The sequence below is a fragment of the Burkholderia sp. IT-111MI5 genome, from assembly GCF_949752865.1.
GTDB classification, from domain to species: Bacteria; Pseudomonadota; Gammaproteobacteria; order Burkholderiales; family Burkholderiaceae; genus Burkholderia; species Burkholderia pyrrocinia_C.
Window position 1 is genome coordinate 1,173,871 of the sequence record NZ_CATKIF010000011.1, and the last position, 23,893, is coordinate 1,197,763.

Annotated in this window: 23 protein-coding genes and 3 pseudogenes; 13 read left to right on the plus strand and 13 right to left on the minus strand. The window is 67.4% G+C overall.

Features of this window, described 5'->3' with window-relative positions; translation table 11 throughout:
* The first annotated feature begins 97 nt into the window (after positions 1-97).
* Both ACM6JT_RS13510 and ACM6JT_RS13515 read left to right on the plus strand, forming a co-directional pair.
* Positions 98-610, plus strand: coding sequence for a shikimate kinase (locus ACM6JT_RS13510; protein WP_414856639.1), 513 nt, complete (start codon positions 98-100; stop codon positions 608-610).
* A 97-nt stretch (positions 611-707) separates the two neighbouring features.
* Positions 708-1,004 (plus strand): hypothetical protein, encoded by a 297-nt coding sequence (locus ACM6JT_RS13515; protein WP_034182138.1) that lies wholly within the window; start codon positions 708-710, stop codon positions 1,002-1,004.
* A 91-nt stretch (positions 1,005-1,095) separates the two neighbouring features.
* On the opposite strand, the gene ACM6JT_RS13520 is transcribed toward ACM6JT_RS13515, so the two are convergent.
* Both ACM6JT_RS13520 and ACM6JT_RS13525 read right to left on the minus strand, forming a co-directional pair.
* Complete coding sequence (locus ACM6JT_RS13520; protein WP_243566170.1) at positions 1,096-2,406, minus strand: MFS transporter; 1,311 nt, start codon at positions 2,404-2,406, stop codon at positions 1,096-1,098.
* Positions 2,407-2,589: 183 nt separating this feature from the next.
* Complete coding sequence (locus tag ACM6JT_RS13525; protein ID WP_414856640.1) at positions 2,590-3,672, minus strand: tartrate dehydrogenase; 1,083 nt, start codon at positions 3,670-3,672, stop codon at positions 2,590-2,592.
* 108 nt (positions 3,673-3,780) lie between these two features.
* Between ACM6JT_RS13525 and ACM6JT_RS13530 the strand changes: the two genes are divergently transcribed.
* Positions 3,781-4,701: a LysR substrate-binding domain-containing protein gene (locus ACM6JT_RS13530; RefSeq protein ID WP_414856641.1), complete on the plus strand. Its 921-nt coding sequence runs from the start codon at positions 3,781-3,783 to the stop codon at positions 4,699-4,701.
* Positions 4,702-4,990: 289 nt separating this feature from the next.
* On the opposite strand, the gene ACM6JT_RS13535 is transcribed toward ACM6JT_RS13530, so the two are convergent.
* The 3 genes from ACM6JT_RS13535 to ACM6JT_RS13545 all read right to left on the minus strand — a co-directional run bounded on the left by ACM6JT_RS13535 (position 4,991) and on the right by ACM6JT_RS13545 (position 7,425).
* Positions 4,991-5,983 (minus strand): LysR family transcriptional regulator, encoded by a 993-nt coding sequence (locus ACM6JT_RS13535; protein WP_414856642.1) that lies wholly within the window; start codon positions 5,981-5,983, stop codon positions 4,991-4,993.
* Between the two features lie 109 nt (positions 5,984-6,092).
* A complete protein-coding gene (locus ACM6JT_RS13540; protein ID WP_034182131.1) occupies positions 6,093-6,512 on the minus strand; it encodes an ATP--cob(I)alamin adenosyltransferase in 420 nt (139 codons plus the stop codon).
* 112 nt (positions 6,513-6,624) lie between these two features.
* Complete coding sequence (locus ACM6JT_RS13545) at positions 6,625-7,425, minus strand: AraC family transcriptional regulator (protein ID WP_034182130.1); 801 nt, start codon at positions 7,423-7,425, stop codon at positions 6,625-6,627.
* Positions 7,426-7,594: 169 nt separating this feature from the next.
* Between ACM6JT_RS13545 and ACM6JT_RS13550 the strand changes: the two genes are divergently transcribed.
* The 3 genes from ACM6JT_RS13550 (at position 7,595) to ACM6JT_RS13560 (ending at position 9,682) form a co-directional block, all read left to right on the plus strand.
* Positions 7,595-8,221: a LysE family translocator gene (locus tag ACM6JT_RS13550; protein ID WP_105389673.1), complete on the plus strand. Its 627-nt coding sequence runs from the start codon at positions 7,595-7,597 to the stop codon at positions 8,219-8,221.
* A gap of 13 nt (positions 8,222-8,234) precedes the next feature.
* Positions 8,235-8,996, plus strand: a complete 762-nt coding sequence (locus ACM6JT_RS13555) for a class I SAM-dependent methyltransferase (RefSeq protein ID WP_414856643.1) — start codon at positions 8,235-8,237, stop codon at positions 8,994-8,996.
* 98 nt (positions 8,997-9,094) lie between these two features.
* Complete coding sequence (locus ACM6JT_RS13560) at positions 9,095-9,682, plus strand: nuclear transport factor 2 family protein (protein ID WP_414856644.1); 588 nt, start codon at positions 9,095-9,097, stop codon at positions 9,680-9,682.
* Between the two features lie 73 nt (positions 9,683-9,755).
* On the opposite strand, the pseudogene ACM6JT_RS13565 reads toward ACM6JT_RS13560, so the two are convergent.
* Positions 9,756-9,920, minus strand: a pseudogene (locus ACM6JT_RS13565) (sigma 54-dependent transcriptional regulator); the annotation flags it as partial.
* Positions 9,921-10,042: 122 nt separating this feature from the next.
* Here ACM6JT_RS13565 and ACM6JT_RS13570 point away from each other — a divergent pair.
* From ACM6JT_RS13570 to ACM6JT_RS13585, 4 genes and pseudogenes are all read left to right on the plus strand, one after another.
* Positions 10,043-11,266, plus strand: a complete 1,224-nt coding sequence (locus ACM6JT_RS13570; protein WP_407971598.1) for an RtcB family protein — start codon at positions 10,043-10,045, stop codon at positions 11,264-11,266.
* Between the two features lie 2 nt (positions 11,267-11,268).
* Positions 11,269-11,397, plus strand: a pseudogene (locus ACM6JT_RS13575) (nucleotidyltransferase); the annotation flags it as partial.
* Between the two features lie 258 nt (positions 11,398-11,655).
* Positions 11,656-12,804, plus strand: coding sequence for a DUF1176 domain-containing protein (locus tag ACM6JT_RS13580; protein WP_414856645.1), 1,149 nt, complete (start codon positions 11,656-11,658; stop codon positions 12,802-12,804).
* Positions 12,805-12,860: 56 nt separating this feature from the next.
* A complete protein-coding gene (locus tag ACM6JT_RS13585) occupies positions 12,861-14,129 on the plus strand; it encodes an XAC2610-related protein (protein WP_414856646.1) in 1,269 nt (422 codons plus the stop codon).
* 15 nt (positions 14,130-14,144) lie between these two features.
* Here ACM6JT_RS13585 and ACM6JT_RS13590 read toward each other — a convergent pair whose 3' ends face one another.
* Complete coding sequence (locus ACM6JT_RS13590) at positions 14,145-14,813, minus strand: O-methyltransferase (protein ID WP_414856647.1); 669 nt, start codon at positions 14,811-14,813, stop codon at positions 14,145-14,147.
* A 149-nt stretch (positions 14,814-14,962) separates the two neighbouring features.
* Between ACM6JT_RS13590 and ACM6JT_RS13595 the strand changes: the two genes are divergently transcribed.
* Positions 14,963-16,258, plus strand: coding sequence for an O-acetylhomoserine aminocarboxypropyltransferase/cysteine synthase family protein (locus ACM6JT_RS13595; RefSeq protein ID WP_034182123.1), 1,296 nt, complete (start codon positions 14,963-14,965; stop codon positions 16,256-16,258).
* A gap of 18 nt (positions 16,259-16,276) precedes the next feature.
* Here the strand turns inward: ACM6JT_RS13595 and ACM6JT_RS13600 are convergent, their stop codons facing one another.
* Positions 16,277-16,780, minus strand: a complete 504-nt coding sequence (locus ACM6JT_RS13600) for a hypothetical protein (protein WP_414856648.1) — start codon at positions 16,778-16,780, stop codon at positions 16,277-16,279.
* 66 nt (positions 16,781-16,846) lie between these two features.
* The gene (locus ACM6JT_RS13605) at positions 16,847-17,122 is read right to left on the minus strand and encodes a DUF4148 domain-containing protein (RefSeq protein ID WP_414856740.1); all 276 of its coding nucleotides are present in this window, start codon (positions 17,120-17,122) and stop codon (positions 16,847-16,849) included.
* Between the two features lie 141 nt (positions 17,123-17,263).
* On the opposite strand from ACM6JT_RS13605, the pseudogene ACM6JT_RS13610 reads away from it, so the two are divergent.
* Positions 17,264-17,437 (plus strand): annotated as a pseudogene (locus tag ACM6JT_RS13610) (porin); the annotation flags it as partial.
* A gap of 203 nt (positions 17,438-17,640) precedes the next feature.
* Here ACM6JT_RS13610 and ACM6JT_RS13615 read toward each other — a convergent pair.
* Positions 17,641-18,036 carry a hypothetical protein gene (locus tag ACM6JT_RS13615; RefSeq protein WP_414856649.1) on the minus strand — a complete coding sequence of 132 codons (396 nt, stop codon included), beginning with the start codon at positions 18,034-18,036 and terminating at the stop codon, positions 17,641-17,643.
* Between the two features lie 145 nt (positions 18,037-18,181).
* Between ACM6JT_RS13615 and ACM6JT_RS13620 the strand changes: the two genes are divergently transcribed.
* Positions 18,182-18,472 carry a DUF4148 domain-containing protein gene (locus tag ACM6JT_RS13620; RefSeq protein ID WP_414856650.1) on the plus strand — a complete coding sequence of 97 codons (291 nt, stop codon included), beginning with the start codon at positions 18,182-18,184 and terminating at the stop codon, positions 18,470-18,472.
* 82 nt (positions 18,473-18,554) lie between these two features.
* On the opposite strand, the gene ACM6JT_RS13625 is transcribed toward ACM6JT_RS13620, so the two are convergent.
* The 3 genes from ACM6JT_RS13625 to ACM6JT_RS13635 are packed head-to-tail and all read right to left on the minus strand — an operon-like array spanning position 18,555 to position 23,862.
* Positions 18,555-19,961, minus strand: a complete 1,407-nt coding sequence (locus ACM6JT_RS13625; RefSeq protein WP_414856651.1) for a heavy metal sensor histidine kinase — start codon at positions 19,959-19,961, stop codon at positions 18,555-18,557.
* Positions 19,958-20,641, minus strand: a complete 684-nt coding sequence (gene irlR, locus ACM6JT_RS13630) for a heavy metal response regulator transcription factor IrlR (RefSeq protein ID WP_006490455.1) — start codon at positions 20,639-20,641, stop codon at positions 19,958-19,960. The genes ACM6JT_RS13625 and irlR overlap by 4 nt, the downstream gene beginning before the upstream one ends.
* Positions 20,641-23,862, minus strand: a complete 3,222-nt coding sequence (locus ACM6JT_RS13635) for an efflux RND transporter permease subunit (protein WP_414856652.1) — start codon at positions 23,860-23,862, stop codon at positions 20,641-20,643. Before ACM6JT_RS13635 ends, irlR begins: the two co-directional genes overlap by 1 nt.
* Positions 23,863-23,893 lie beyond the last annotated feature (31 nt).

The window sequence follows — 23,893 nt, forward strand, 5'->3', positions numbered from 1 at the left end:
GCTTAATCGAATAATTTCTCTAATCGCTTCGCCGCCGACATTACAAATATATTTCACGCCAAGGCACAATGCAGGCGTTCCGATCAAGCACGCCATCATGATTCCTGCATCGAACCCGCCTCTCACCGTCATCCACCTGAACGGCCCGATCAACAGCGGCAAGACGACGATCGGCCGCGCACTCGCACGCGCGCTGCCCGAGGCGCGCTTCATCGACGGCGACGATCACGATGCGCCCGAAGACGCACCGTTCGACGTTCAGTGGGCGATCGCGCTGGAGCGTCTCGTCACGCAAATCACGCAGGCGTGCGAACGCCATCTGGTGATCGCCTATCCGATCGGCGACGCGGAATTCGAACGGCTGCGCGCCGCCTGCGACGCACGCGCTGCGCGCCTGTTCGTCGTGACGCTCGCGCCGCCCGAAGCGGTCGCGGCTTCGAATCGCGGCACGCGCGCACTGACGGATTGGGAGCGGCAGCGTATCGCCGAGATGTATCGCGAAGGGTATGCGGCGCGCGCGTTCAGCGATTGCGTGATCGATACGTCGAACGCGTCGGCCGATGCGTGTGCGACGGAGATCACACGCCGCGCGGCGCTTCCCGCACATTGACGCGGCCGCTTCGGCCGTGCACCGTCGCGAAGAACCTCACCGCAGTCCCGTGTATCCTCGGGATTTTTCGCCAACCGGGAACGACACCGGAGACAACATGACGACACGATGCGGCTCTATCATCGCGTGGCTCGCGGTCATTGAAATCATTGCGATGGTGATGTGCTACGGCTACGCCAGCTCGATGGCCGATCCCTACGCAGGCGTCGGCGTTCTCGGCTTCGGCCTGCGGAGCATGGCCGCCGTCTCCGTCCTGGCGCTTGCCGTCGGCATCGGTTGCCTCGCGGCCGACGCGCCAAAACCTGACCAACCTCCACGAGCATCATTCCGTGTCGCGATCCCGCTGCACCTTCTGCTCTGCATTCCGGGCTTGTGGTTCTGGTTCCATGCGTAAGCAATGCCCCGGCCGGCGAATCCGCGCGCGCTCACCGTCGTGACCGCGCAGCCTGCGCGTCCGGATGCATGTTCGCGGACGCGCGCCGCCTTCAATGATGCGGCCGCGCCCCCGCCACGACCTGCTCCCGCGCCCCCTTCCGGCTCAGCATCAGCGTGACGACCGCCGACACCGCGAGCGTGCCCGCCACCACATAAAGCCCCGCCGCATACCCGCCCGTCACATGCTTCAGCCAGCCGATCGCGAACGGCCCGACGAACCCGCCGAGATTGCCGATCGAGTTGATCATCGCGATCCCCGCGGCCGCACCGGCGCCCGACAGGAACGCGCTCGGCATCGCCCACAGCGGCGCCTTCGCCGCGCTGATCCCGATGTTGACGACGACCAGCGCGAGCACGGTCAGTAGCGCGGTGCTCGCCTGCCCCGCGAACACGAAGCCGATGCACGCGAGCACGCACGGAATCACGACGTGCCACGTGCGCTCGCCGGTGCGATCCGAGTGCCGCGCCCACCCGATCATCGCGACGACCGCGGCGATGCTGGGGATGCCGGTCAGCAAGCCCGTCTGCAATGCGGTGAAGCCGAACTGCTTGACCATCAGCGGCGCCCACAGCCCGAGCGTATACAGCCCCGCCGACGTGCCGAAGTAGATCAGCGCGAGCGCCAGCACGCGCGGGTCGCGCAGCGCCTGCCACGCGCCGGCCGTATGCCCGGCATGCGTGTGACGCATATCCGCCTCGGCCTTCAGCTTCGCGATCAGCCAGTCGCGCTCGTCCTGCCGCAGCCATGCGGCCTTCGACGGCGCATCGGTCAGGCACTTCAGCACGACGAAGCCAAGCACGACCGCCGGCAGCGCTTCGACGATGTACAGCATCTGCCAGTCGGCGAGCCCGAACATCGGCGGCATCTGCATGATCGCGCCCGACAGCGGCGAGCCGATCGCGGTCGAGATCGGCGCGGCCGCCATGAACCACGCGGCGGCCACCGCGCGCTGCTTCGCGGGGAACCACAGGCTGAGATACAGGATGATGCCGGGGAAGAATCCGGCTTCGGCCACGCCGAGCAGAAAGCGCAACACATAGAAGCTGGTCGGCCCGACAGCGAACGCGGATACCGCCGACACGAGGCCCCACGTGATCATCACGCGCGCGATCCAGATGCGCGCGCCGACGCGGTGGAGGATCAGGTTGGACGGCACTTCGAACAGAAAGTAGCCGATGAAGAACAGGCCGCCGCCGAACCCGAACGCGGTCGGCGACAGGCCGATCGCCTTGTTCATCGTCATCGCGGCAAAGCCGACGTTGACGCGATCGAGAAAGCTGACGAAGTAAAGCAGCATCACGAACGGAATGATGCGCCACATCAGTTTCCGCGCGACGCGGGTTTCCAGATCCGCTTGCATGTGTCTCCTCCTTCGAGGTCGAGCCGTGCTCTGTCCGTGAATACTCGCCTGCACCGCGACGAAGCGCGCGGGCCGGCGCCCGGCTCGCGTCGGATGCGCGAGTCGCGGGCATAAGAAACCGATAGGATGACGAATGGGTGGCGGCCGGCTACCGGCTGCGCATACGCAGCGCCGCCCCGATCGTCAGGCCGCGACCGCCGCGTTCGCGACGCGCTCGCAGACAGCCGCCGTCACCTGCGCGGTCGTCGCGCTGCCGCCGAGGTCCCGCGTATGCAGCGACGGGTCGGCCGTCACGGCCTCGATCGCCTGCATCACGCGCGCCGCGGCTTCCGCCTCGCCGAGATGCTCGAGCAGCATCACGACCGACCAGAACGTGCCGACCGGATTCGCGAGCCCCTGGCCCATGATGTCGAACGCGGAGCCGTGGATCGGCTCGAACATCGACGGATAACGGCGTTCGGGATCGATGTTGCCGGTCGGCGCGATGCCGAGGCTGCCGGCGAGCGCGGCGGCGAGATCGCTGAGGATGTCCGCGTGCAGGTTGGTCGCGACGATCGTGTCGAGCGACGCCGGCCGGTTGACCATGCGCGCGGTCGCCGCGTCGACGAGCTCCTTGTCCCACGTGACGTCGGGGAATTCCTGCGCGATCTGCTTCGCGATCTCGTCCCACATCACCATCGCGTGCCGCTGCGCGTTGCTCTTCGTGATCACGGTCAGCAGCTTGCGCGGACGCGACTGCGCGAGCCGGAACGCGAAGCGCATGATGCGTTCGACGCCGGCGCGCGTGAGGATCGACACGTCGGTCGCGGCTTCGATCGGATGGCCCTGGTGCACGCGGCCGCCGACGCCCGCGTATTCGCCCTCGGAGTTCTCGCGGACGATGACCCAGTTCAGGTCGTCCGGCCCGCAGCGCTTCAGCGGCGCGTCGATGCCGGGCAGGATGCGCGTCGGGCGCACGTTCGCGTACTGGTCGAAGCCTTGGCAGATCTTCAGGCGCAGCCCCCACAGCGTCACGTGATCGGGCACGTCGGGGTCGCCCGCCGAGCCGAACAGGATCGCGTCCTTGCCGCGCAGCGCGTCGAGGCCGTCGGCCGGCATCATCGCGCCATGCAGGCGGTAGTAATCGGCGCCCCAGTCGAAATCCTCGAACTCGAACGCGAAGCGGTCGCTGCCGCGGGCCAGCGCTTCCAGCACCTGCTTGCCGGCCGGCACCACTTCCTTGCCGATGCCGTCGCCGGGAATCGTTGCGATACGGTAGGTCTTCATGCGGACATCCTCGATTGATCGTGAGCGTGAACGCACTTTACCGAACCAGGAGTGCAGGAACCGGCGCTAGAATCAAAGCATCTTTAACTTCGATTCACGAATCCCGTCATGGCGGATACCGTCCAGCCGGCCGATCTCGGCTTCTTTTCGACGCTGGCCGCGTCGGGCAGCCTGAGCGCGGCCGCGCGCGAACTCGGGCTGACCGCGGCGGCCGTCAGCAAGCGGCTCACGCAGATGGAGCGGCGCGCGGGCGTGACGCTCGTCAACCGCACGACGCGGCGGATGATGCTGACGCCCGAAGGCGACGTGTATCTCGACTACGCGCGCCGGATCCTCGACCAGATGGACGAACTGGGCGAGCTGCTCGGCAGCGCGAAGCAGCGCCCGAAGGGGCTGCTGCGCGTGAACGCAACGCTCGGCTTCGGGCGCAGCCACGTCGGCCCCGCGATCTCGCGCTTCGTCGCGCGTTATCCGGAAGTGTCGGTGCAGTTGCAGCTGTCGGTGATGCCGCCGCCGCTCACCGACGACGCGTTCGACGTGTGCATCCGCTTCGGCGAGCCGCCCGACACGCGCGTCGTCGCGCGGCGGCTCGCGCCGAACCGCCGGCTGCTGTGCGCGGCGCCCGCGTATCTCGCGCGGCACGGGACGCCCGGCACGCCGCACGACCTGACACGGCACAACTGCATCGGCATTCGGCAAGGTGACGAGGGCTATGGCGTGTGGCGCCTGACGAGCGGACGCGGCGTGGCACGCCACACGGAAGCCGTGCGGATCAACGGCAACCTGACGACGAACGACGGCGAGATCGCCGTGAAGTGGGCGCTCGACGGGCACGGCATTCTGATGCGCGCGGAATGGGACCTCCGCGACTATCTCGCCGACGGCCGCCTCGTCGTCGTGCTGCCCGACTACGAAACGCCGAGCGCGGATATCTATGCGGTGTACGCGCAGCGTCACCAGATGTCCGCGCGGATTCGTGCGTTCGTCGATTTTCTGGCGGACGAACTGGGGCGGTTGAGGACGGTGTAGGGAAAACCGTAAGGCTGGGACAAGCCGCCGTCGCTACATGCGTCCGGCCCGGACAACGCTCGACGGCCGAATCGCTCTGTACCGGGTCACGCTTCGCTCCGGATGCACACGGGCTTGCCTCGCCTGGGCGGTTATCAGAATGAAAATATTCTGGCGAAACATCGCGAATAATCGCCAGAATATTTACATCCTGCGACGCGACTCGCGCTGCCCGCCCGCGAGCAGGAGCGCATGGCCGGCGCGTTCCATCTCGCGAACGATTGACCGCCCCTCGTTCAGCGCCCCTCGTTCACGCCATCGCCACCTGACTGCCCTCGCGATCGTTCATCTCGACGGCTTCCGGCGCCTGCTGTCGCGCCATGGCTCCCGCGACGACCACGCCTTCCCGGTCCTGCGCAAACCGCTCGGCGATCCAGTCGACGAACGCACGCACGCCGGGCGACACATGCGGACGCTTCACGTAGACGGCCGACACGGCGACCGCATCGGGCCGCCATCGCGGCAGCACTTCCCGCAATCGTCCTGCGTCGATCAGCGGCTGCGCGACGACACGCGGCGGCTGGAGCAGCCCGAGGCCGTGCACGCCGCACGCGAGGTACGCGTGCTCGTCGTCCACGCTGACGATGCCGTCGAGCCGGACCTTGCGCACCGCACCATCCACCGTGAAATCGAGTTCGGCCGTGCGCTGACCGGAAGCGGACGTTCCGCATACCGCGCGATGCGCGGCGAGATCGTCGAGCGTGCTCGGGACTCCTAGGCGGTCGAGATAGGCAGGGCTCGCGCACGTCACACGCTCGAGCATGCCGAGCCGTCGCGCGACGAGCGACGAATCGGGTAGCGCGCCAAGCCGGATGCTGCAGTCGACCGCGTCGCCGACCATGTCGGCCGCGCGCCCGGACACGCCGAGCATCAGCACGAGATCGGGATGCCTCGCATGAAATTCGCCGAGCGCCGGCAGCACGATCGCGCCCGCCACCGATCCCGGCAATTCGACGCGCAGCGGCCCGCTCGGATGCAGCGCGGCGCCGCGGATGCTGGCCTCGAGCTCGTCGACGTCAGCCGTGATGCGCAGGCAGCGCCGGTAATACGCGTCGCCTTCGGGCGTCGCACGCAGCGCGCGCGTCGTGCGCACCAGCAGCGGCATGCCGAGCGCCGCTTCGAGCTCCTGCACGGTCCGCGTCGCGGTCGCGCGCGAAATGCCGAGCGCCTGCGCGGCGCGCGTAAAGCTGTTCATTTCGACGATGCGCGTGAAGATGCGCATCGCGCGGATCGGATTGTCCACCGGACACCCCTGCGTGGTTGCAGCATGCCGCGGCGCGCATTCGTGCGCCGTGCATGCACGTCGAGTCGAGGAAGGCCGCGCCGCCGGCGCGGTGGCCGGTTCAGCCGGTTCAGCCGTTCGCAGCCGCGGCGCCGCGCGCCGGTTCGTCGAGCAGCCGTTGCGCCAGCGCGAGCGCGTCGTCGCGGGTCGCCGCCGCGTTCAGCGGATAGCCCCAGACTTTCTCGAACGCGCCCGAGAACGCGTCGAGCGCCGCGCGCCGCAGCGCGTCAGGCTCGATCGCGATCATCGCGGGGATCCATTCGCGCGACTGCGCGCGGTTGGCCTTGCTCCACTTCGCGAGTTGCTTGCGCAGTTCGTGATCGCCGGCGCCGCGGTCGTCGCCGGACGGCGCGTCGTCGGTCAGAAAAACGAAGCGTTCGCGGCGCGCCAGCAACGCGTCGAGTTCGGCGAGCAGGTGGGCGGGGTCGGTGTGCGTCGAACCGCTGTAACGCAACCAGACAAACGGAAATTCAGTCGTGACGATCTGCATGTCGACCTCCAAATGAGAACGATTCTCATTTTATGGATCGAGGCCGACCGCGTCATTTTTCATCCCGGCCAACTGCTTTTTCATTCCGGCCAAGCGTGCGCGCAGCGGCCGTTCAGCGTTGCCGGTCGGTCAGGAATTGCGTCGGCGACTTGCCGGTCGCCTTGCGGAACATCGTCACGAAGCTGCTCGCGCTCTCGTAGCCGAGATCGATCGCGATCTGATGCACGCGGCGGCCGGTCGTCAGCATCCGCAGCGACAGCGCGACGTGCAGCCGCCGGCGCCAGTCGCCGAGGCTCATCCCGAGCTCCTTCGTCGCGAGCCGCGTCAGGCTGCGCTCGCTGATGCCCGCGCACCGCGCGAGTTCGGGCAGCGACGACTTGTCGGCCGGATCGTCGAGCAGATGGTCGATCAGCTTGCGCAGCCGGCGGTCGGTCGGCATCGGCAGGTACAGGTCCTCGACCGGCGCCGCGACGAGTTCGTCGAGCAGCGTCGCCATCAGCCGCCCCTGCGGGCCGTCGACGTCGTACAGGTTCGGGAAGCTCGCCGCCTTCAGCAGCAGTTCGCGCAGCAGCGGCGACATCGACAGCGTGCAGCAGTGCGCGGGCAAATCCAGCGCGGCATCGGGTTCGACCAGCACCGCATAGAAGGTCGCGCCGGCCGAGCCGCGCGCCGCATGCGGGACGTCGCCCGGAATCCACACGGTGCATTGCGGCGGTGCGCTCCATACGCCGCCGTCGATCTCGCAATAGATGACGCCGCTCAGCGTGTAGAGCAACTGCGCCTGGCGATGGCTGTGCCGCTCCAGCCGCCACTCGGGCTCGACGACCGAGCCGCCGAACACGACGAGCGGACGCGGCACGTGGTAGACGTCGGCGTCCGCGGCGGGATCGGTGGTCGGTGGAAGCTTGCGCATGAAACGGTAGGCAGTGGAGGAAGCGGACGCCGTGCCCGCGCGTCGTTTCGTGCTTATACCAGAAAGGCAGCGGCGCAGCCGGGCGGTCGCGGGCTGCGTCTGCGGCCGCGCGCCGAACCGAATACAATGCGCCGATCCCCCGCCGCTGCGCCAACCTGCCGGAGCCGCCATGTTCGACCTGACCACGCTGACCACCTTCACGGCCGTCGTTCTGGGCCTGTTCCTGATCCCCGGCCCCGCCGTGCTGCTCGTGCTGAGCCGCACCGTGCAGGGCGGCCGCAAGACCGGCATCCTGACCGGCCTCGGCGTCGCGAGCGGCGACTTCGTGCATACGCTGTTCGCGGCGGTCGGGCTGTCCGCGCTGCTGATGACGTCGGCACTCGCATTCAACGTCGTGAAGCTGATCGGCGCCGCATACCTGATCTATCTCGGCGTGCGCGCGCTGCTCGACAAACCGTCCGACCCGTCGCTGCCGGCGGTGCCGCCCGTCACGCCGCTCAACGCGTACCTGCAGGCGATTCCCGCCGAAGTGCTGAATCCGAAGACCGCGCTGTTCTTCCTCGCGTTCATGCCGCAGTTCGTGCATCCGGAACGCGGCTCGACGTTCGTGCAGTTCGCGGTGCTCGGGCTGATCTTCGTCGTGCTCAGCTCGCTCTATACGTCGCTGATCGCGTGCTCGATCCGCCCGCTCGGCCGCATCGTGAAGCGGCTCACGTGGCTCACGCGCTGGCAGGGGAAGATCATCGGCTCGATCTTCATCGCGCTCGGGCTGCGCGTGGCAGTGCAGCAGCGCTGATGCACGCGGCCGCATGACGTCCCGCGCGTCGCCCGCCGGCGAAGCCCTCTACACCGACCCGCGCCTCGTCGCGGTCTACGACCTGTTCAATGCGGGCGATCGCGACTTCGCGTTCTACGCCTCCGTGATCGGCGCCGCTCGGCAACGCATCCTCGATCTCGGCTGCGGCACCGGCACGTTCGCGCGCCGGCTCGCGGCGGCCGGGCACGACGTCGTCGCGATCGATCCCGCGCCGGCGATGATCGAATACGCACGACGCCAGCCGGGCGCCGACGCGGTACGCTGGATCGCCTGCGATCTCGGCCATCTGCCGCCGGGCGCGCCGTTCGATGCGGTCGTGATGACCGGCCACGCATTCCAGTGCCTGCTGACCGACGACGACATCGACGCAACGTTGCGCGGCGTGCGACGCGTGCTCGCCGACAGCGGTTGCTTCCTGTTCGAGACCCGCAACCCGCGCGTCGAGCCGTGGCGCGCATGGACGTCTGAGCATTCGGCACATAGCGTCGAATCGCACGAATCCGGCGTCATCGATCTTCATCATGCGGTGCGCGCGGTAGACAACGCGATCGTGACGTTCGACACGTACTACCGTTTCCACCGCGACGACATGTTGCTGAAGAACACGAGCCGGCTGCGCTTCATCGCGCAGCCCGAACTGCGTGCACGCGTGGAGGCCGCCGGATTCTCGTCGGCCGACTGGTACGGCGACTGGCAACGCGCGCCGTTCGACGACGCGACCAGCGCGGAGATCATCGCGATCTGCCGCGTGTGAGTGCGTGTTCGATTACATCAGCCCGAAACGGGCAGTGCATCCACCGCATACGCATGCCGGAGCATGCGGCCCGATAACCCGCTACTGGAGACTCGACCATGCCCTCCCCGCTTCATCCCGCGCAGGTTCGCGCGCTGCTCGAATGCTATCTGCGCGCGAAGGACCTGAACCGGCCCGCGCTGATCGCCGACTGTTTCGCGGCCGATGCCGATCTGTGCTTTTCGCTCGCGAACGACGACATCGACTTTCCGCCGCGCGTGACGGGCGCGGCGGCCATTGCGCGCACGCTGGTCGAGGAATTCGGCGAGCGGTTCGAGCGGTGCCGGACCTATTACGTCTGCACGGAACCGGCCGTCGACGAACATGGCGAAAGCGGAATGCCGTGGCTCGTCGTGATGCGGCAGAAGGACAACGGCGCGTTGCGGATCGGGCACGGCACGTATCGCTGGCAGTTCGCGTGCGATGGCGAAGGCGTTGCGCAGGTTGCCGCGCTGCACATTCATATCGCGCGGATGGATACGATCGACGACCCGCAGTCGGTGAAACTCGATGCACTGCACGCGGCGTTCGGGTATCCGTGGCTGCCGGTGCAGGCGTTCGCGCGCGGGCTGGCGGATGTGGCGGCGGCGCAGCCGGATTGGGCGTTCATCGCGCCGTTCCGGGAGGCAGCAGCGGCAGCGGCGTGACCGAACCCGCCCGCGTGCGCGCGGGGCCATTCGGCTCCGCGCGGCATCCACACCGCTGCGCCCACCGCGCCGCTTCGAGCGCCTGCCGCACCCCCTCCCAATCCAGCCCGAACCGCGCGAGATACTTGCGCAGCCGATCCGCATCGTTCGGTTGCTTCTTGCTCTGCCGCGACACCGCGAACAGCGTGCGCCCGGCTTCCGACAGGCTCGCCGACACGCGGCACACGTCGAGCACGCGGTAACGCCGCGATCCGCACGATGCGCGTCACCCAGCGGCCATCGAAGAAAAGGACAAGAATATGTGGAAGCGTCATGCCCTGGTATGCCGCGCCGTACGAATGAACGAATCAGGTGAAGCAAATGACTGACATGGATTATCAGTTGATGGAACTGGCGAACGGCAAGCCGGTGAAGATGTGGACGCAAGGCGTCGCCGTCGAGGACGAAGCGCGCGCGCAACTGCGCAACACCGCGCAGATGCCGTTCATCTTCCGCCACGTCGCGGTGATGCCGGACGTGCACCTCGGCAAGGGCTCGACGATCGGCAGCGTGATTCCGACGAAGGGCGCGATCATTCCGGCCGCGGTCGGCGTCGACATCGGCTGCGGGATGATGGCCGCGCGCACGACGCTGACGGCGTCCGACCTGCCGGACTCGCTCGCCGGGCTGCGCGGCGCGATCGAACGCGCGGTGCCGCACGGCCGCGCGCCGGGCCGCCGCGATCCGGGCGCGTGGGGCGATCGCACGCCGGCCGCCGTGACCGAATCGTGGAAATCGCTGCTGCCGGGTTTCCAGCGGATCGTCGACAAGTATCCGAAGCTGGAAAAGACGAACCACTACGCGCATCTCGGCACGCTCGGCACCGGCAATCACTTCATCGAAGTGTGCGTCGACGAAGCGGACCACGTGTGGTTCATGCTGCACAGCGGTTCGCGCGGCGTCGGCAACGCGATCGGCAGCCTGTTCATCGAACTCGCGCAGGCCGACATGCGCCAGCACATCGCGAACCTGCCGGACCGCAACCTCGCGTATTTCACCGAGGGCAGCCGGCACTTCGACGATTACGTCGAAGCGGTCGGCTGGGCTCAGGACTACGCGCGGCGTAACCGGCAGGCGATGATGGACGCGGTGATCGGCGCGGCGCGCGGCGTGATCGGCAAGCCGTTCGCGGTCGACGAGCACGCGGTGAACTGCCACCACAACTACGTGCAGCGCGAACGCCACTTCGGCGAAGACGTGCTCGTGACGCGCAAGGGCGCGGTGTCCGCGCAGAAGGGGCAACTCGGGATCATTCCGGGTTCGATGGGGGCGAAGAGCTTCATCGTGCGCGGGCTCGGCAACCCGGAAAGCTTCTGCTCGTGCAGCCACGGCGCGGGACGAACGATGAGCCGCACCGAAGCGAAGCGCCGCTTCACGGCCGACGACCAGGCGAAGGCGACGCAAGGCGTCGAATGCCGGAAGGACGCGGGTGTCGTCGACGAAATCCCGATGGCCTACAAGGACATCGACGCGGTGATGGCGGCCCAGCGCAGCCTCGTGGAAGTGGTGCATACGCTGCGCCAGGTGGTGTGCGTGAAAGGATAGTGCGGCCCGCGATCCACGCGCTCGTCGAGACGATGCTCGCCGATGCCGAACACGATCGCGAATACAAGCGGCCGTGGGGCGACGTGGCGATGCTCGATACGTTCCTGCGCGACGTACTCGACGGTCGATGAAAGGCGAACGGCGCGATGCCTGTGGGCATCGCGCCGTTTCCACGTCTGCACGCACCCGCCCGCTGCCGGTGAGCAACGTGCGTGCCCGCACACTACGCGTCGTCGCGCCGAACGCCATCCGTTGCGGCGGTATACTTGATCCCGTTCTGCAAAGCGCGCCGCGTCATGCGCCGCTGCACGCGACGTGCACCGCTTGCCGACGATGCGCTTGCAGTCCGACGTCTTCCGCCCGCCCGTTCACAGCCGATACGAACCGTCATGTCGCACCGCCTTTCGCTTGCCCTCGCCGCCCTCCTCGCCGCTTCTCCGCTCGCCGCACAGGCACGCCCGCTCGCGCGGCCGCCGGTCGAGCGCGACTTCAAGAACTGGTCGGTCGTCTGCGACAACGGCAACCGCTGCATTGCCGAAAGCCACGCCGACGATATCGACGATGCACGCACCAGCCTGATCCTGCGCGTGACGCGCGATGCCGGCCCCGACGCGCAACCGTCGCTCGACATCTTCGCGTCGGCGCCATTGGATCTGCGCACGGCACGCACCGATGGCCGCCCGTTCGACGCGATGCCGGCCCAATGGCATGCGTTCGGCGACAAGCCGGACAGTGACGACCCGCACCCGTTCCGAATCCGGACGAGCGATCCGGCAACGGTTGCCGCATGGCTCGCCGCGTCGCGTAATGCGCAACTGCTGAGCTTCGGCGATCCGGCGTCGGCGCAAACGCCGCGCACGCCGCTGTCGGGATTGAATGCCGCGCTGCTGCTGATCGACGACACGCAGGGCCGCGTCGGCACGGTCACGGCGCTGCTGCGCCCCGGCAACCGGCCCGCTTCGTCGGTGCCGGCCGCGCCGGCATTACCGCCCGCCGTCGTTCCGGCGCCGCCCGTCGCCGGCCTGTCGGCCGCCGAACAGCGCCCGCTCGTCGATGCCGTGCTCGCGAAGTTCGGCACCGACGCGAAGCAATGCGCGGCCGATGTCGAAGACGAAATGTCGGCCGGCGACCGCAGGAAGGCGTCACGCGCCGTGGCGATCTCGGCCGACGAGGCACTCGTCGCGATACCGTGCCAGACCAGCAGCCTGTATAACCACACCGACCTTTGGTACCGCGTGCGACGGTCGGCGCCGTATGCACCGACGGCGATGAACTTCGGCGAGAACGCGAATGCGGGCCTCGATTCCGCGTCGTTCGCGAACGAACTGACCGACGCCGGCTACGATCCCGCCAGCGCGATGCTGTCGAGCAAGGTCCGCCTGCGCAGTGCCGGCGATTGCGGCTCGACCGCGTCGTGGATCTTCGACGGCCGGCGCTTCCTGCTCGCCGACATCGCGACGCACGGCACCTGCAACGGCCTGTTGCAGGATCAATGGCCGCGCCTGTATCGCCGGGCCGATGCGTCGGGAAACCGCTGACGCGCGTGGCGTGCCGATGCACGCCAAAAAAACCATAACAAACCGAGGACCGACCCATGCATCTCCCGTCAATCGACACATCGCGCGGCTGGCGTTTCGCGCTTTCGTTCGCGCTGATCGCCGTCACCACATTCGCGTGTCTGCCTGCCCGTGCAGCGAACGCCGACGACCCAGTCGAATTCCCGTTCTGGTCGCGCAACTGGATCGGCACGATCGGCAACCGGCACGTCGAAGTCTCGCTTTCGCGCGTCGCCGATGCAATGTCCGGCTGGTATTGCTATGCGCCCTGCGCGGCCGACAAACGCTATCGGCTCGCGCTAAAGGGGTCGTTCGATTCGCACGGCACGACGCTGTCGGAACGCGACAACGGTGCGAAGACGCATGCTGACCGCGTGACGGGCACGTGGCACATCGGGTCGCCCGACGGCACCGTTGCCGGCACGTGGACCTCGCCTGACGGCAAGCGCACGCTGCCCGTCTCGCTCGCGCCGAAACGCGACGGCCGGCCGTTCCCCTACGACATCCACCTCGTCGCGGACAAGTTGCCCGACGACAGTGGTTCGTGTAACGACGTGCCGCACGTCAGCGCGATCCGCCTTTACGATCACGGCCGCCTCGTGCAAACGCTGCCGACCGATTCGCAAGGCACCTGCAGCGTGTTCACGCCTGAATTCGCCGACGTGAACTTCGACGGCTGGCCCGACCTGATGCTCGCGCAAGCGATGGGTGCCAGTCCGAACATTCCGTACCAGACATGGATCTTCAACCCGACGACGCGCCGCTTCGTCGATGCGCCGAAAGGACTACAGGAAATCACGTCGCCGGACTTCGACCCCGTGCACCGGATCGTCTGGACAAGCTGGCGCGCGAGTTGCTGCGAGCACGGCGTGACGACCTACCGCTGGCAGAGCAACGACGTGAAGGAGGTCGACTCGGCCAGCAGCTACATGCTGCCCGTGCTCGACGGGAACACGCGCCGCTATTGCTACGTCATGCCCGGTTACGGCGACGGGTATATCGAGTTTCCGCAGCGCATCGAGCAAACCGACACCGGGCTGCGTTCAACGCTGGGCGACCCGAAAGGCTGCGACGCGAGCGATTCGCCGTCCATGACGCGTGTATATATCGACATCTGGAAGCCGGGCACGCCCGGCCACGCGCCGACGCTCGTGCGCACCGAGAAGGTCGCGTGGAAACGCACGCAAACCCGCGCCGGCATGAAGTTCTGCCCCGACGTGCCGTTCTACGACAACGGCCGCATCCGCCGCATCGTGCTGCGCGACGATCCCGACCAGTGCAGCGACAAGAATCCCGACACGAACTAGCGCACCGCCATCCCGTCACTCGCCGACGATCGAAATCGAGAACCCGTCCCAGCCCTTCTGCCCGACCGTCTGCACGGCCGTCGTCGTGAGCTTCGGCTCGGCCGCGAGACGCGCAAAGCCTTCCCGCACGCCGACCACATCGGGTTCGCGATTGTCCGGATCGGCCACGCGCCCGCCGCGCACGACGTTGTCGACGACGATCACCGTACCGGGCCGCGACAGCTTCAGCGCCGCGTCGAGATAGACCGGGTTGTTGTCCTTGTCCGCATCGATGAAGATGAAATCGAACGGCGCGTCACCCGCATCGACGAGCCGCGCGAGGCTGTCCTTCGCGTCGCCGACGATCACCGACACGACCTCCGCGAACCCGGCGCGCGCGATGTTCCGCGTCGCGACCTTCGCATGCTCGGGGTTCAGTTCGAGCGTCACGAGCGTACCGCCCGGCGGCAACGCGCGCGCGAGCCAGATCGTGCTGTAGCCGCCGAGCGTGCCGACCTCGAGGATGCGCCGCGCGCCGCGTATCGTTGCGAGCAGTTGCAGCAGCTTGCCCTGGTTCGGCGCGACGTTGATCGCGGGCAGCCCGGCCGCATTGCTGGCCGCCAGCGCGGCATCGAGCGCATCGTCGGACGGCACGAGCGTCGCGGAAAAATACGCATCTACCTGATTCCACTGGTCCTGATCCATCGCGCGCCTCCTGTCTGCGGAAAAAGGCATTCTATGCGCGGCATCCCCATAAGCAACAAACCATTCGTTCTAAGGACAGCGGCACACGTGCTCCTATAATCGCCGGACGGCCGTACCTCTCGAACTTCACAACAACAGACGGAGCACCCATGACCGATCAGGCCTCTTCGAACTGGCGCCTCGAAACCATCGCCGTGCACGGCGGTTATCGTCCCGACCCGACCACGCGCGCGGTCGCCGTACCGATCTACCAGACCGTTGCGTACGCATTCGACGACACGCAGCACGGCGCCGACCTGTTCGACCTGAAGGTCCAGGGCAACATCTATACGCGAATCATGAACCCGACGACGGATGTGCTCGAGAAGCGGATCGCCGCGCTCGAGGGCGGCATCGGCGCGCTTGCGCTCGCGTCGGGGCAATCCGCCGTCACGTATGCGATCCAGACGATCGCCGAGGCCGGCGACAACATCGTGTCCGCGAGTTCGCTGTACGGCGGCACCTACAACCTGTTCGCGCATACGCTGCCGCAATACGGGATCACGACGCGCTTCGCGGATCCGCGCGACCCCGCGTCGTTCGAGCCGCTGATCGACGCGCGCACGAAGGCGATCTTTGCGGAATCGGTCGGCAACCCGCTCGGCAACGTCACCGACATCGCCGCGCTCGCGGAAGTCGCGCATCGCCACGGAATCCCGCTGATCGTCGACAACACGGTGCCGTCGCCGTACCTGTTGCGCCCGTTCGAGCACGGTGCGGACATCGTCGTGCACTCGCTGACGAAGTATCTCGGCGGGCACGGCACGAGCCTCGGCGGCGCGATCGTCGATTCGGGCAAGTTCCCGTGGGCCGAGCACGCGGACCGCTTCAAGCGGCTTAACGAACCGGACGTCAGCTATCACGGCGTCGTCTATACGGAAGCGTTCGGGCCGGCCGCCTATATCGGCCGCGCGCGCGTGGTGCCGCTGCGCAACATGGGCGCGGCGATCTCGCCGTTCAACGCATTCCAGATCCTGCAGGGCATCGAAACGCTCGCGCTGCGCGTCGAGCGGATCAGCGACAACGCACTGAAGATCGCGCAGCATCTCGCGCGCCACGAGCAGGTCGAATGGGTGAACTATGCGGGGCTGCCCGATCATCCCGACCACCCGCTCGTCGCACGCTACCTGTCGGGCCGCGCGCCGGGCATCCTGACGTTCGGCGTGAAGGGCGGCCGCGACGGCGGCGCGAAGTTCCAGGACGCGTTGAAGCTGTTCACCCGGCTCGTCAACATCGGCGATACGAAGTCGCTCGCGACGCACCCGGCATCGACGACGCACCGGCAACTGTCGCCGGCCGAGCTCGCGAAGGCCGGCGTGAAGGAGGAAACGGTGCGGCTGTCGATCGGCATCGAGCATATCGACGACCTGCTCGCCGATCTCGACCAAGCGCTCGCGCAGCTTTGACCGGAACGGGCGCGCCGGCTACCAGGTCGTCGCGCCCGCCGGATACGTGTCGACGATGCGTGTACCGTTCACAGGCGTGACGCCCTCGTTGCGCAGCGCGGCCCACAGGTCGATCGCGTGCTCGCGCGATTTGCGGCTGCCGTCGTCGGTCAGCACGTTCAGCGCGATCACTTCGTCGCGTGTCGTCAGTTGCAGCTGTTCCTTCAACTTGCGCGACTGATACGACGCGGTACGGACATCGCCCAGCACGATCCGCTTCTCCGCGACCTTCACCTCGCCGCCCGCATCAGCTGGCACGAACGTCAGCCGGCCGTTGTCGATCTCGCATTGCCCGCGCGTGAACGTCGCGCTCCACTCGCCCGACCGCACGGCCGCGAACTCGCAGCGCATCCGCTCGTTCGCGCGGCGGCCGGCGTCATGCGCCGATGCATGCGACAGCGCACGTTCCGGCCAGCCGGCCGCCATCGCGGCCGTCGATATCAAACAGACAGCCAGCACGATTCCTGTTGCGATAGTGCGCATGGCGCGCTCCCTTTCAGAGGTGGAGCCGGCCGAACCGCGTCGCCGCAGCCGGCCGTGGATGAACGCTCAACGCACCGCGAAGCGGTTGTCGTGCGCATCGACCGTCGGTGCCTTCTCGCCCCGGTGAACCGTCGAGCGACGGATTTCCTGATTGCGCGCGACGGCCGCCGGGCTCGCCGGATAGTCGTGATTCGGGCTCGGGATCACGCCGTCGTGCCGCGCGCGCACCAGTTCCCGACGCACTTCCTGCCGGGTCTTCGCTTGCGCTGCAAAGACCTGCGAGAAGGCCGCGATCGACAGCGCGGCAACGGTCATGGCGATCATCGGCCGCGGAATGTTCATGGCGTTCGCTCCTTGCTGGAAATCCGTGACAGGAGCCTTCACTTTGATCCGGCGGCGGTGCGGCATCGTGATCCCGGCATGACGGTTTCGTCATGGTTCACGCATTCACTGCATCGCAGTGCGAATCACATTCGTCGTTGATTGCTGTCGAAGCGCACCGATCGCTATGCGGTCGGCGCGTGGTAACGCTCGAACGGGGAACAGCGCACGCTCGACGGCGGCACGCAACCGGCGCAGGCGTCGATCGGCTCCTATGGCTACGGCGGCACGCGCACGCAACGCATCGTCAATCTCGGGTTGCGCCACCGGTTCTGATCGCGACGGCGGCACACTCGCGCTTGCATGACAAAAATTTCATGTTCCGATCAGGCTCACAATGCGTCGTTTCGCTACGATCGGAACGGTAACGGGCCATGCCTGTTCCAATCCACGCAGCGGATCGCTGTCGTACGGCACGATCACGCGTTAGGCCCGGACTCATCGAGTACCGGGCCTTTTTTTGGTCGCGAGGCAGACGATCACGGCGCTGGATTGCGTTGCGGAAACAGGCACGGATGCGTCTTCACGTACAGGTTCGGATTGCCGCAGCGGTGCCCGGCATAGTCGATCTGCTCGCCGGGCATGAGGTCGGCCGGCACCGGCTTGCGTGCGGCGGCCGACGCGGCCGTGCCGGTGTCGGAACGTGGCGATGCGCAGCCCGCGAGCAACGGGACGATCAGGACTGCGATCAACGATAAACGGAGAGCGGGATGATGCACTTCTCGGTCCGGAATGAAAACCTGAACAGGACCGCCCGCTTTCGATGCTGCTGTCGCGAACGGCGCGAATGCCGTCGGCCGCGCGAGCCATCGACAGACTTCATGTTCCGCTTCCCGCTCATCGCACCCATGACGCGAACATGACGATTGCGTCATGCCGCTCAGCACGCAAGGCGCGCCGCCGCCTTTCGCAATCTGACGTTTTTTTCATCTCCCGATCACGGTGGCGCACGGCTGCTTTCGCATACTGGGTCCATGGTTCGCCACCCGGCGACCCAGATCGAGTCAAGGAGAGCATTCAATGAAGACCGCAAAACTCGCAGCACTGTTCGTCACCGCCACGCTGTCGCTCGGCCTGGCCACGCAGGCCGCATTCGCGCAGACGCAGACACAAACGCAGGGCAAGACCCGCGCGCAGGTCGTCAACGAACTGAAGCAGGCACAGCACGACGGCATCGTGCCGACGAGCAAGACGCAGTACCCGCCGACCGCCGAAATGATCGCGCGCAACAAGGAGCTTCACGGGATTTCGGCGCATGGCGGCGAGAAGGCGCCGCAGGCCGATAACCACGACAACCTGGCGACGCGTTGATGCCGCTCGGTCGCATGACAACGGGCAACGTGCCGCGCGCAAACGCCTGGCGGCGAACGCGCGGGCGTGCCCGACCGCGATGTCAGGTGCCGATGGCGGCCGGCCATCGCGGAAAGCGCAGCCAGAACGTCGTGCGCCGGCCGGGATCGCTGTCGACGCCGCATTCGCCGCCGTGGTTGTCCATGATCGACCGGACGATCGCGAGGCCGAGCCCGGTGCCCGACGCCGAATTGTGCCGCGACGGATCGACGCGATAGAAGCGCTCGAAGATCCGCCCGACATGCTCCGCGGCAATGCCAGGCCCCGTGTCCGACACGGCGATCGTCGTCGCCTCACCCTGCTCCACGCAGTCGATCGCCACGACGCTGCCGCGCGGCGCGTAGGCGAGCGCATTGGACAGCAAGTTGCTCAACGCGCGCTGGTACAGCGTGAGATCCGCATCGACCCACGCATGGCCGTCGACCTTCACCGATACGCCCGCATCCTCCGCAAGCGACTCGTAGTAGCCGGCGACACGCCCGGCCTCTTCCGCCGCATTCAGGCGCCGCACGCTGATCGACGTGCCGGCCTGTTCCGAGCGCGCGAGAAACAGCATGTCCTCGATCATCCGCGACAGCCGCTGATACTCGTCGATGCTCGACTCGATCACGTTGCGATATTCATCCGCGCTGCGCGGCTGCGACAGCACGACCTGCGCGGCTGCTTGCAGGTTCGTGAGCGGCGTGCGCATGTCGTGTGCGAGATTCGACGAGAACTGGCTCAGCCGCGTGAACGATTCGCTCAGCCTCGCGAGCATCCCGTTGAATGCGTGCTCGAGTTCCTTCAGCTCGCCCGACGTATCGAGTTCCGGCAGCGGATGCGCGAGCCGGCTCGACGACATCTGCTCGGCGCGCGCCGCGAAACGCCGCAGCGGGCTCAAGCCCAGCGCCGCGATGCCATACGCGATCGCGGCCGCGAGCACCACGCCGAACACCTCGATCACGACGATCGTATAAGCATGCGTACGCAACAGCAGCACGTCGGCGCTGCGGTCGTACTGCACCGCGACGCGCACCACCGGTGCGCCCATGCCCGCGAGCGGCACGGTCGTCACCAGGTACTGGTGCCGCGTGCCGGGCGGCGCGACGCCGACCGGCACGCGCCCCGCGTCCAGCGACAGCAGCGTCGCGTACGGGCGGAATCCTGGCGTGCCGACGAGGCGCGTGCCCGACGCATCGTAGATCGCGAGATCCATGTTCGGATGGCCGTGCAGCTGGTCGATCCAGATGTCGGTGTTGCGCGCGACGTCGGCCGTCGTGCGCGCTTCGGCCAGATGCGTGCCCAGTGCGGCGGAAATGCCGGCCATCTGCTCGGCCGCCGTCGTTTCGACGCGGTTGCTCAGCGCCTCGTAAAGCGCGACGCCGCTCGACGCGAGGATCACCGACGTCGACAGGATGATCAGCGCGGTCAGGCGTCCGCGCAGCGTGCGCGGCAGCAGGCGCGCGATCATGCGGCCGCGCCGCCGCGCGCTTCGAGCACGTAGCCCATCCCGCGCACGGTGTGGATCAGCTTCGGTTCGTATGCGTCGTCGATCTTCGAGCGCAGCCGCCGGATCGCCGAATCGACGACGTTCGTGTCGCTGTTGAAGTTCATGTCCCACACCTGCGAGGCGATCGTCGCACGCGGCAGGATCTCGCCCTCGCGACGCATCAGCAGCCACAGCAGCGCGAATTCCTTCGCGGTCAACAGGATCGTGTCGCCCTGCCGCGTGGCCTTGCGGCGCGTCAGGTCGAGTTCGAGATCGGCCACGCGCAGCGTGTTCGAATCGCGCGGCTGGCCGCGCCGCAGGATCGACTTGATGCGCGCGGTCAGCTCGACGAAATCGAACGGCTTCGCGAGATAGTCGTCGGCGCCGAGCTCGAGCCCCTTCACGCGATCGCCGACGTCGTCGCGCGCGGTGAGGAACAGCACGGGCGTCGACTTGCTGCGCCGCAGGTTCTGCAGCAGCGTCCAGCCGTCCTGCCCCGGCAGCATCACGTCGAGCACGAGCAGGTCGTATTCCTCGGTCTCGGCCTGGTGCTGGCCCGTGATGCCGTCCTCGACCCAGTCGACGACATAACCGGCCTCGGTCAGGCCCTTGCGCAGATAGGCGCCCGTCTTCGGTTCATCCTCGACAATCAGAATTCGCATTACGCATTACCCTTGAAGAAACCCAGCCGGCGCAGCACGCCCATGCCGAAGCCGCCGCCGATGCCCCAAAGCGCGGCGCGCCACGACACCGCATGGCTGACGCGGTACAGCACGGGCAGCACCAGCAGCGTCAGCGCCGTGGACGACAGGATACCGCCGATCACGACCGTCGCAAGCGGGCGCTGCACCTCGGCGCCGGTGCCGGTCGCGAACGCCATCGGCAGGAAACCGAGCGACGCGACCAGCGCGGTCATCAGCACCGGCCGCAGCCGCGTGAGCGCGCCTTCGCGCACGGCGGCGTCGAGCGGCGTCCCTTCGTCGCGCAGGTTGCGGATGAACGAGATCATCACGAGACCGTTGAGCACGGCGACACCCGACAGCGCGATGAAGCCGACCGCCGCCGTGATCGACAGCGGAATCCCGCGCAGCCACAGCGACACGACGCCGCCGCTCAGCGCGAACGGAATGCCGGTGAACACGAGCAAGCCGTCCTTCACGTTGTTGAACATCACGAACAGCAGCACAAACACCATGAACAGCGCAAGCGGCACGACGAGCTTCAGGCGCTCGCTCGCGCTTTGCAACTGCTCGAACTGCCCGCCCCACGACACCCAGTAGCCGGCCGGCACGCGCACGTCCTGCTGTAGCTGCTCGCGCGCATCGGCGACGAACGAGCCGACGTCGCGGCCGCGCACGTTCGCGCTGACGACCACGCGCCGCTTGCCGTCCTCGCGGCTGATCTGGTTCGGGCCCGGCGCGACGTCGATCGTTGCGAGCTCGGCGAGCGGCACGTACGGCGCCGCCGCGAGCGGCGCGCTGGCGCCGGCGGCCGGCGCGGGCAGCGCGATCGGCAGCCGCTTGATCGCGTCGATGTCCGAGCGCAGCTCGTCGGGCAGCCGCACGACGATGTCGAAGCGGCGGTCGCCCTGGAACAGCGTGCCGGCCTTCTGCCCGCCGACGGCCGCGGCCACCGTGTCCTGCAGGTCGGCGACGCTCACGCCGTAGCGCGCGAGCTTGTCGCGGTCGAGGTTGACCGTGAGCACCGGCAGCCCGGTCGTCTGCTCGACCTTCACTTCCGATGCGCCCGGCACCTTCTGCAGCGCGGCCGCGATCTGCTCGCCGGTCTGGTTCAGCACGGCCATGTCGTCGCCGAAGATCTTCACGGCGACGTCGCTGCGCACGCCCGAGATCAGCTCGTTGAAGCGCAGCTGGATCGGCTGCGAGAACTCGTATGCATTTCCCGGCAGCTCGGCGAGCGCTTCCTCGATCTCGCGCACGAGCGTGTCGCGCGGCTTCTTCGGATCGGGCCACCGGTCGGCCGGCTTCAGCATGATGTAGCCGTCCGACAGGTTCGGCGGCATCGGGTCGGCCGCGATCTCGGCCGTGCCGGTGCGCGCGAACACGCGCTCGATTTCGGGGAAACGCGCCTTCAGCGTCTTCTCGATCGACTTCTGCATCTCGACCGACTGCGACAGGCTCGTGCCGGGAATCCGCAGCGCAGCGACGGCCAGGTCGCCTTCGTTGAGACTCGGAATGAACTCGCTGCCGAGCCGCGTGGCGAGCCCGAGCGTGACCAGCACGATCGCGCCCGCGCCGAGCATCACGCGCACCGGGCGCGTCATGAACGCGGCGAGCACCGGTTCGTACGCGCGTCGCGCCCAACCCATCAGCCGGTTCTCCTTCTCCTCGACCCGCTCGCCGATGAACAGCGCGACGGCCGCCGGAATGAACGTGACGGTCAGCACCATCGCGGCCGCGAGCGCCATCACGACGGTGATGGCCATCGGATGGAACATCTTGCCTTCGACGCCGGTCAGCGCAAAGATCGGCAGGTACACGACCATGATGATCAGTTGCCCGAAGATCAGCGCACGGCGCGCTTCCTGCGACGCGCCGAATACTTCGGCGAAGCGCTCGTCGCGCGTGAGCGGCCGCCCGGCCGCCGCCTGCGCATGCGCGAGCCGCCGCACGCAGTTCTCGACGATCACCACCGCGCCGTCGACGATGATCCCGAAGTCGAGCGCGCCGAGGCTCATCAGGTTCGCGCTCACCTTCGCGTTGACCATGCCGGTGAAGGTCATCAGCATCGACAGCGGAATCACGAGCGCTGTGATCAGCGCCGCGCGGATGTTGCCGAGGAACAGGAACAGCACGGCGATCACGAGGATTGCGCCTTCGAGCAGGTTCTTCTTCACCGTCGCGACGGCCTTCTCGACGAGCACGGTGCGGTCGTACACGGGAATCGCCTTCACGCCGGCCGGCAGCGTGCGGTTCACGTCTTCCATCTTTGCCGCGACGGCCTTCGAGACCGTCCGGCTGTTCTCGCCCATCAGCATGAAGACCGTGCCGAGCACGACCTCCTCGCCGTTCGACGTCGCGGCGCCGGTGCGCAGCTCGCGGCCGATGTCGACCAGCCCGACGTCCTTCATCCGCACCGGCACGCCGCCGACGTTGGTCAGCACGATGTTCGCGATGTCGTCGACGGTGCGCGCCTGGCCCGGCACGCGCACGAGATACTGCTCGCCGCGCTTCTCGATGTAGCCGGCGCCGACGTTGTCGTTGTTGCGTTCGAGCGCGCGCACGACGTCGGCGAGCGTCAGCCCGTACGACATCAGCTTGGCCGGGTTCGGCGCGACACGGTATTCCTTCACGTAGCCGCCGATCGAGTTGACCTCGGTCACGCCGCGCACGTTCCTGAGCTGCGGCCGCACGACCCAGTCCTGCAACTCGCGCAGGTCGGCCGCCGTATAGCGCGTGCCGTCGGGCTTGCGCGCGGCCGCGTCTGCTTCGACGGTCCACAGGTAGATTTCGCCGAGGCCCGTCGACGTCGGGCCCATCGCGGGCGCGATGCCGGGCGGCAGCTTGTCCTTCGCTTCCTGGATGCGCTCGTTGACGAGCTGCCGCGCGAAGTAGATGTCGGTGCCGTCCTTGAAGATCACGGTGACCTGCGACAGCCCGTAGCGCGAGATCGAGCGCGTCTGCTCGAGGCCCGGCAGCCCGGCCATCACGGTCTCGATCGGGTAGGTGATCCGCTGCTCGGCCTCGAGCGGCGAATAACCGGGCACGGCCGTGTTGATCTGGACCTGCACGTTCGTGATGTCGGGCACCGCGTCGATCGGCAGTTTCTGGTAGCTGAAGACGCCCAGCGCGGCCACGGCCGCGATCGCCAGCATCACGAGCCAGCGGTGCGCAATCGCAAAGCGGATCAGGCGCTCAAACATGGCGGGATTCCTTGAAACGGGGAACGGTCAT

Bases quoted from the DNA above. Each gene is read 5' to 3' on its own strand.
- ACM6JT_RS13545 (WP_034182130.1), bottom strand. From the start codon at position 7,425: ATGCGCAAGCTTCCACCGACCACCGATCCCGCCGCGGACGCCGACGTC.
- ACM6JT_RS13570 (WP_407971598.1), top strand. From the start codon at position 10,043: ATGACTGACATGGATTATCAGTTGATGGAACTGGCGAACGGCAAGCCG.
- ACM6JT_RS13625 (WP_414856651.1), bottom strand. From the start codon at position 19,961: ATGATCGCGCGCCTGCTGCCGCGCACGCTGCGCGGACGCCTGACCGCG.
- ACM6JT_RS13540 (WP_034182131.1), bottom strand. From the start codon at position 6,512: ATGCAGATCGTCACGACTGAATTTCCGTTTGTCTGGTTGCGTTACAGC.
- ACM6JT_RS13580 (WP_414856645.1), top strand. From the start codon at position 11,656: ATGTCGCACCGCCTTTCGCTTGCCCTCGCCGCCCTCCTCGCCGCTTCT.
- ACM6JT_RS13560 (WP_414856644.1), top strand. From the start codon at position 9,095: ATGCCCTCCCCGCTTCATCCCGCGCAGGTTCGCGCGCTGCTCGAATGC.
- ACM6JT_RS13600 (WP_414856648.1), bottom strand. From the start codon at position 16,780: ATGCGCACTATCGCAACAGGAATCGTGCTGGCTGTCTGTTTGATATCG.
- ACM6JT_RS13620 (WP_414856650.1), top strand. From the start codon at position 18,182: ATGAAGACCGCAAAACTCGCAGCACTGTTCGTCACCGCCACGCTGTCG.
- ACM6JT_RS13510 (WP_414856639.1), top strand. From the start codon at position 98: ATGATTCCTGCATCGAACCCGCCTCTCACCGTCATCCACCTGAACGGC.
- ACM6JT_RS13635 (WP_414856652.1), bottom strand. From the start codon at position 23,862: ATGTTTGAGCGCCTGATCCGCTTTGCGATTGCGCACCGCTGGCTCGTG.
- ACM6JT_RS13530 (WP_414856641.1), top strand. From the start codon at position 3,781: ATGGCGGATACCGTCCAGCCGGCCGATCTCGGCTTCTTTTCGACGCTG.
- ACM6JT_RS13590 (WP_414856647.1), bottom strand. From the start codon at position 14,813: ATGGATCAGGACCAGTGGAATCAGGTAGATGCGTATTTTTCCGCGACG.
- ACM6JT_RS13585 (WP_414856646.1), top strand. From the start codon at position 12,861: ATGCATCTCCCGTCAATCGACACATCGCGCGGCTGGCGTTTCGCGCTT.
- ACM6JT_RS13520 (WP_243566170.1), bottom strand. From the start codon at position 2,406: ATGCAAGCGGATCTGGAAACCCGCGTCGCGCGGAAACTGATGTGGCGC.
- ACM6JT_RS13605 (WP_414856740.1), bottom strand. From the start codon at position 17,122: ATGAACATTCCGCGGCCGATGATCGCCATGACCGTTGCCGCGCTGTCG.
- ACM6JT_RS13615 (WP_414856649.1), bottom strand. From the start codon at position 18,036: ATGACGCAATCGTCATGTTCGCGTCATGGGTGCGATGAGCGGGAAGCG.
- ACM6JT_RS13555 (WP_414856643.1), top strand. From the start codon at position 8,235: ATGACGTCCCGCGCGTCGCCCGCCGGCGAAGCCCTCTACACCGACCCG.
- ACM6JT_RS13595 (WP_034182123.1), top strand. From the start codon at position 14,963: ATGACCGATCAGGCCTCTTCGAACTGGCGCCTCGAAACCATCGCCGTG.
- ACM6JT_RS13515 (WP_034182138.1), top strand. From the start codon at position 708: ATGACGACACGATGCGGCTCTATCATCGCGTGGCTCGCGGTCATTGAA.
- ACM6JT_RS13550 (WP_105389673.1), top strand. From the start codon at position 7,595: ATGTTCGACCTGACCACGCTGACCACCTTCACGGCCGTCGTTCTGGGC.
- ACM6JT_RS13525 (WP_414856640.1), bottom strand. From the start codon at position 3,672: ATGAAGACCTACCGTATCGCAACGATTCCCGGCGACGGCATCGGCAAG.
- irlR (WP_006490455.1), bottom strand. From the start codon at position 20,641: ATGCGAATTCTGATTGTCGAGGATGAACCGAAGACGGGCGCCTATCTG.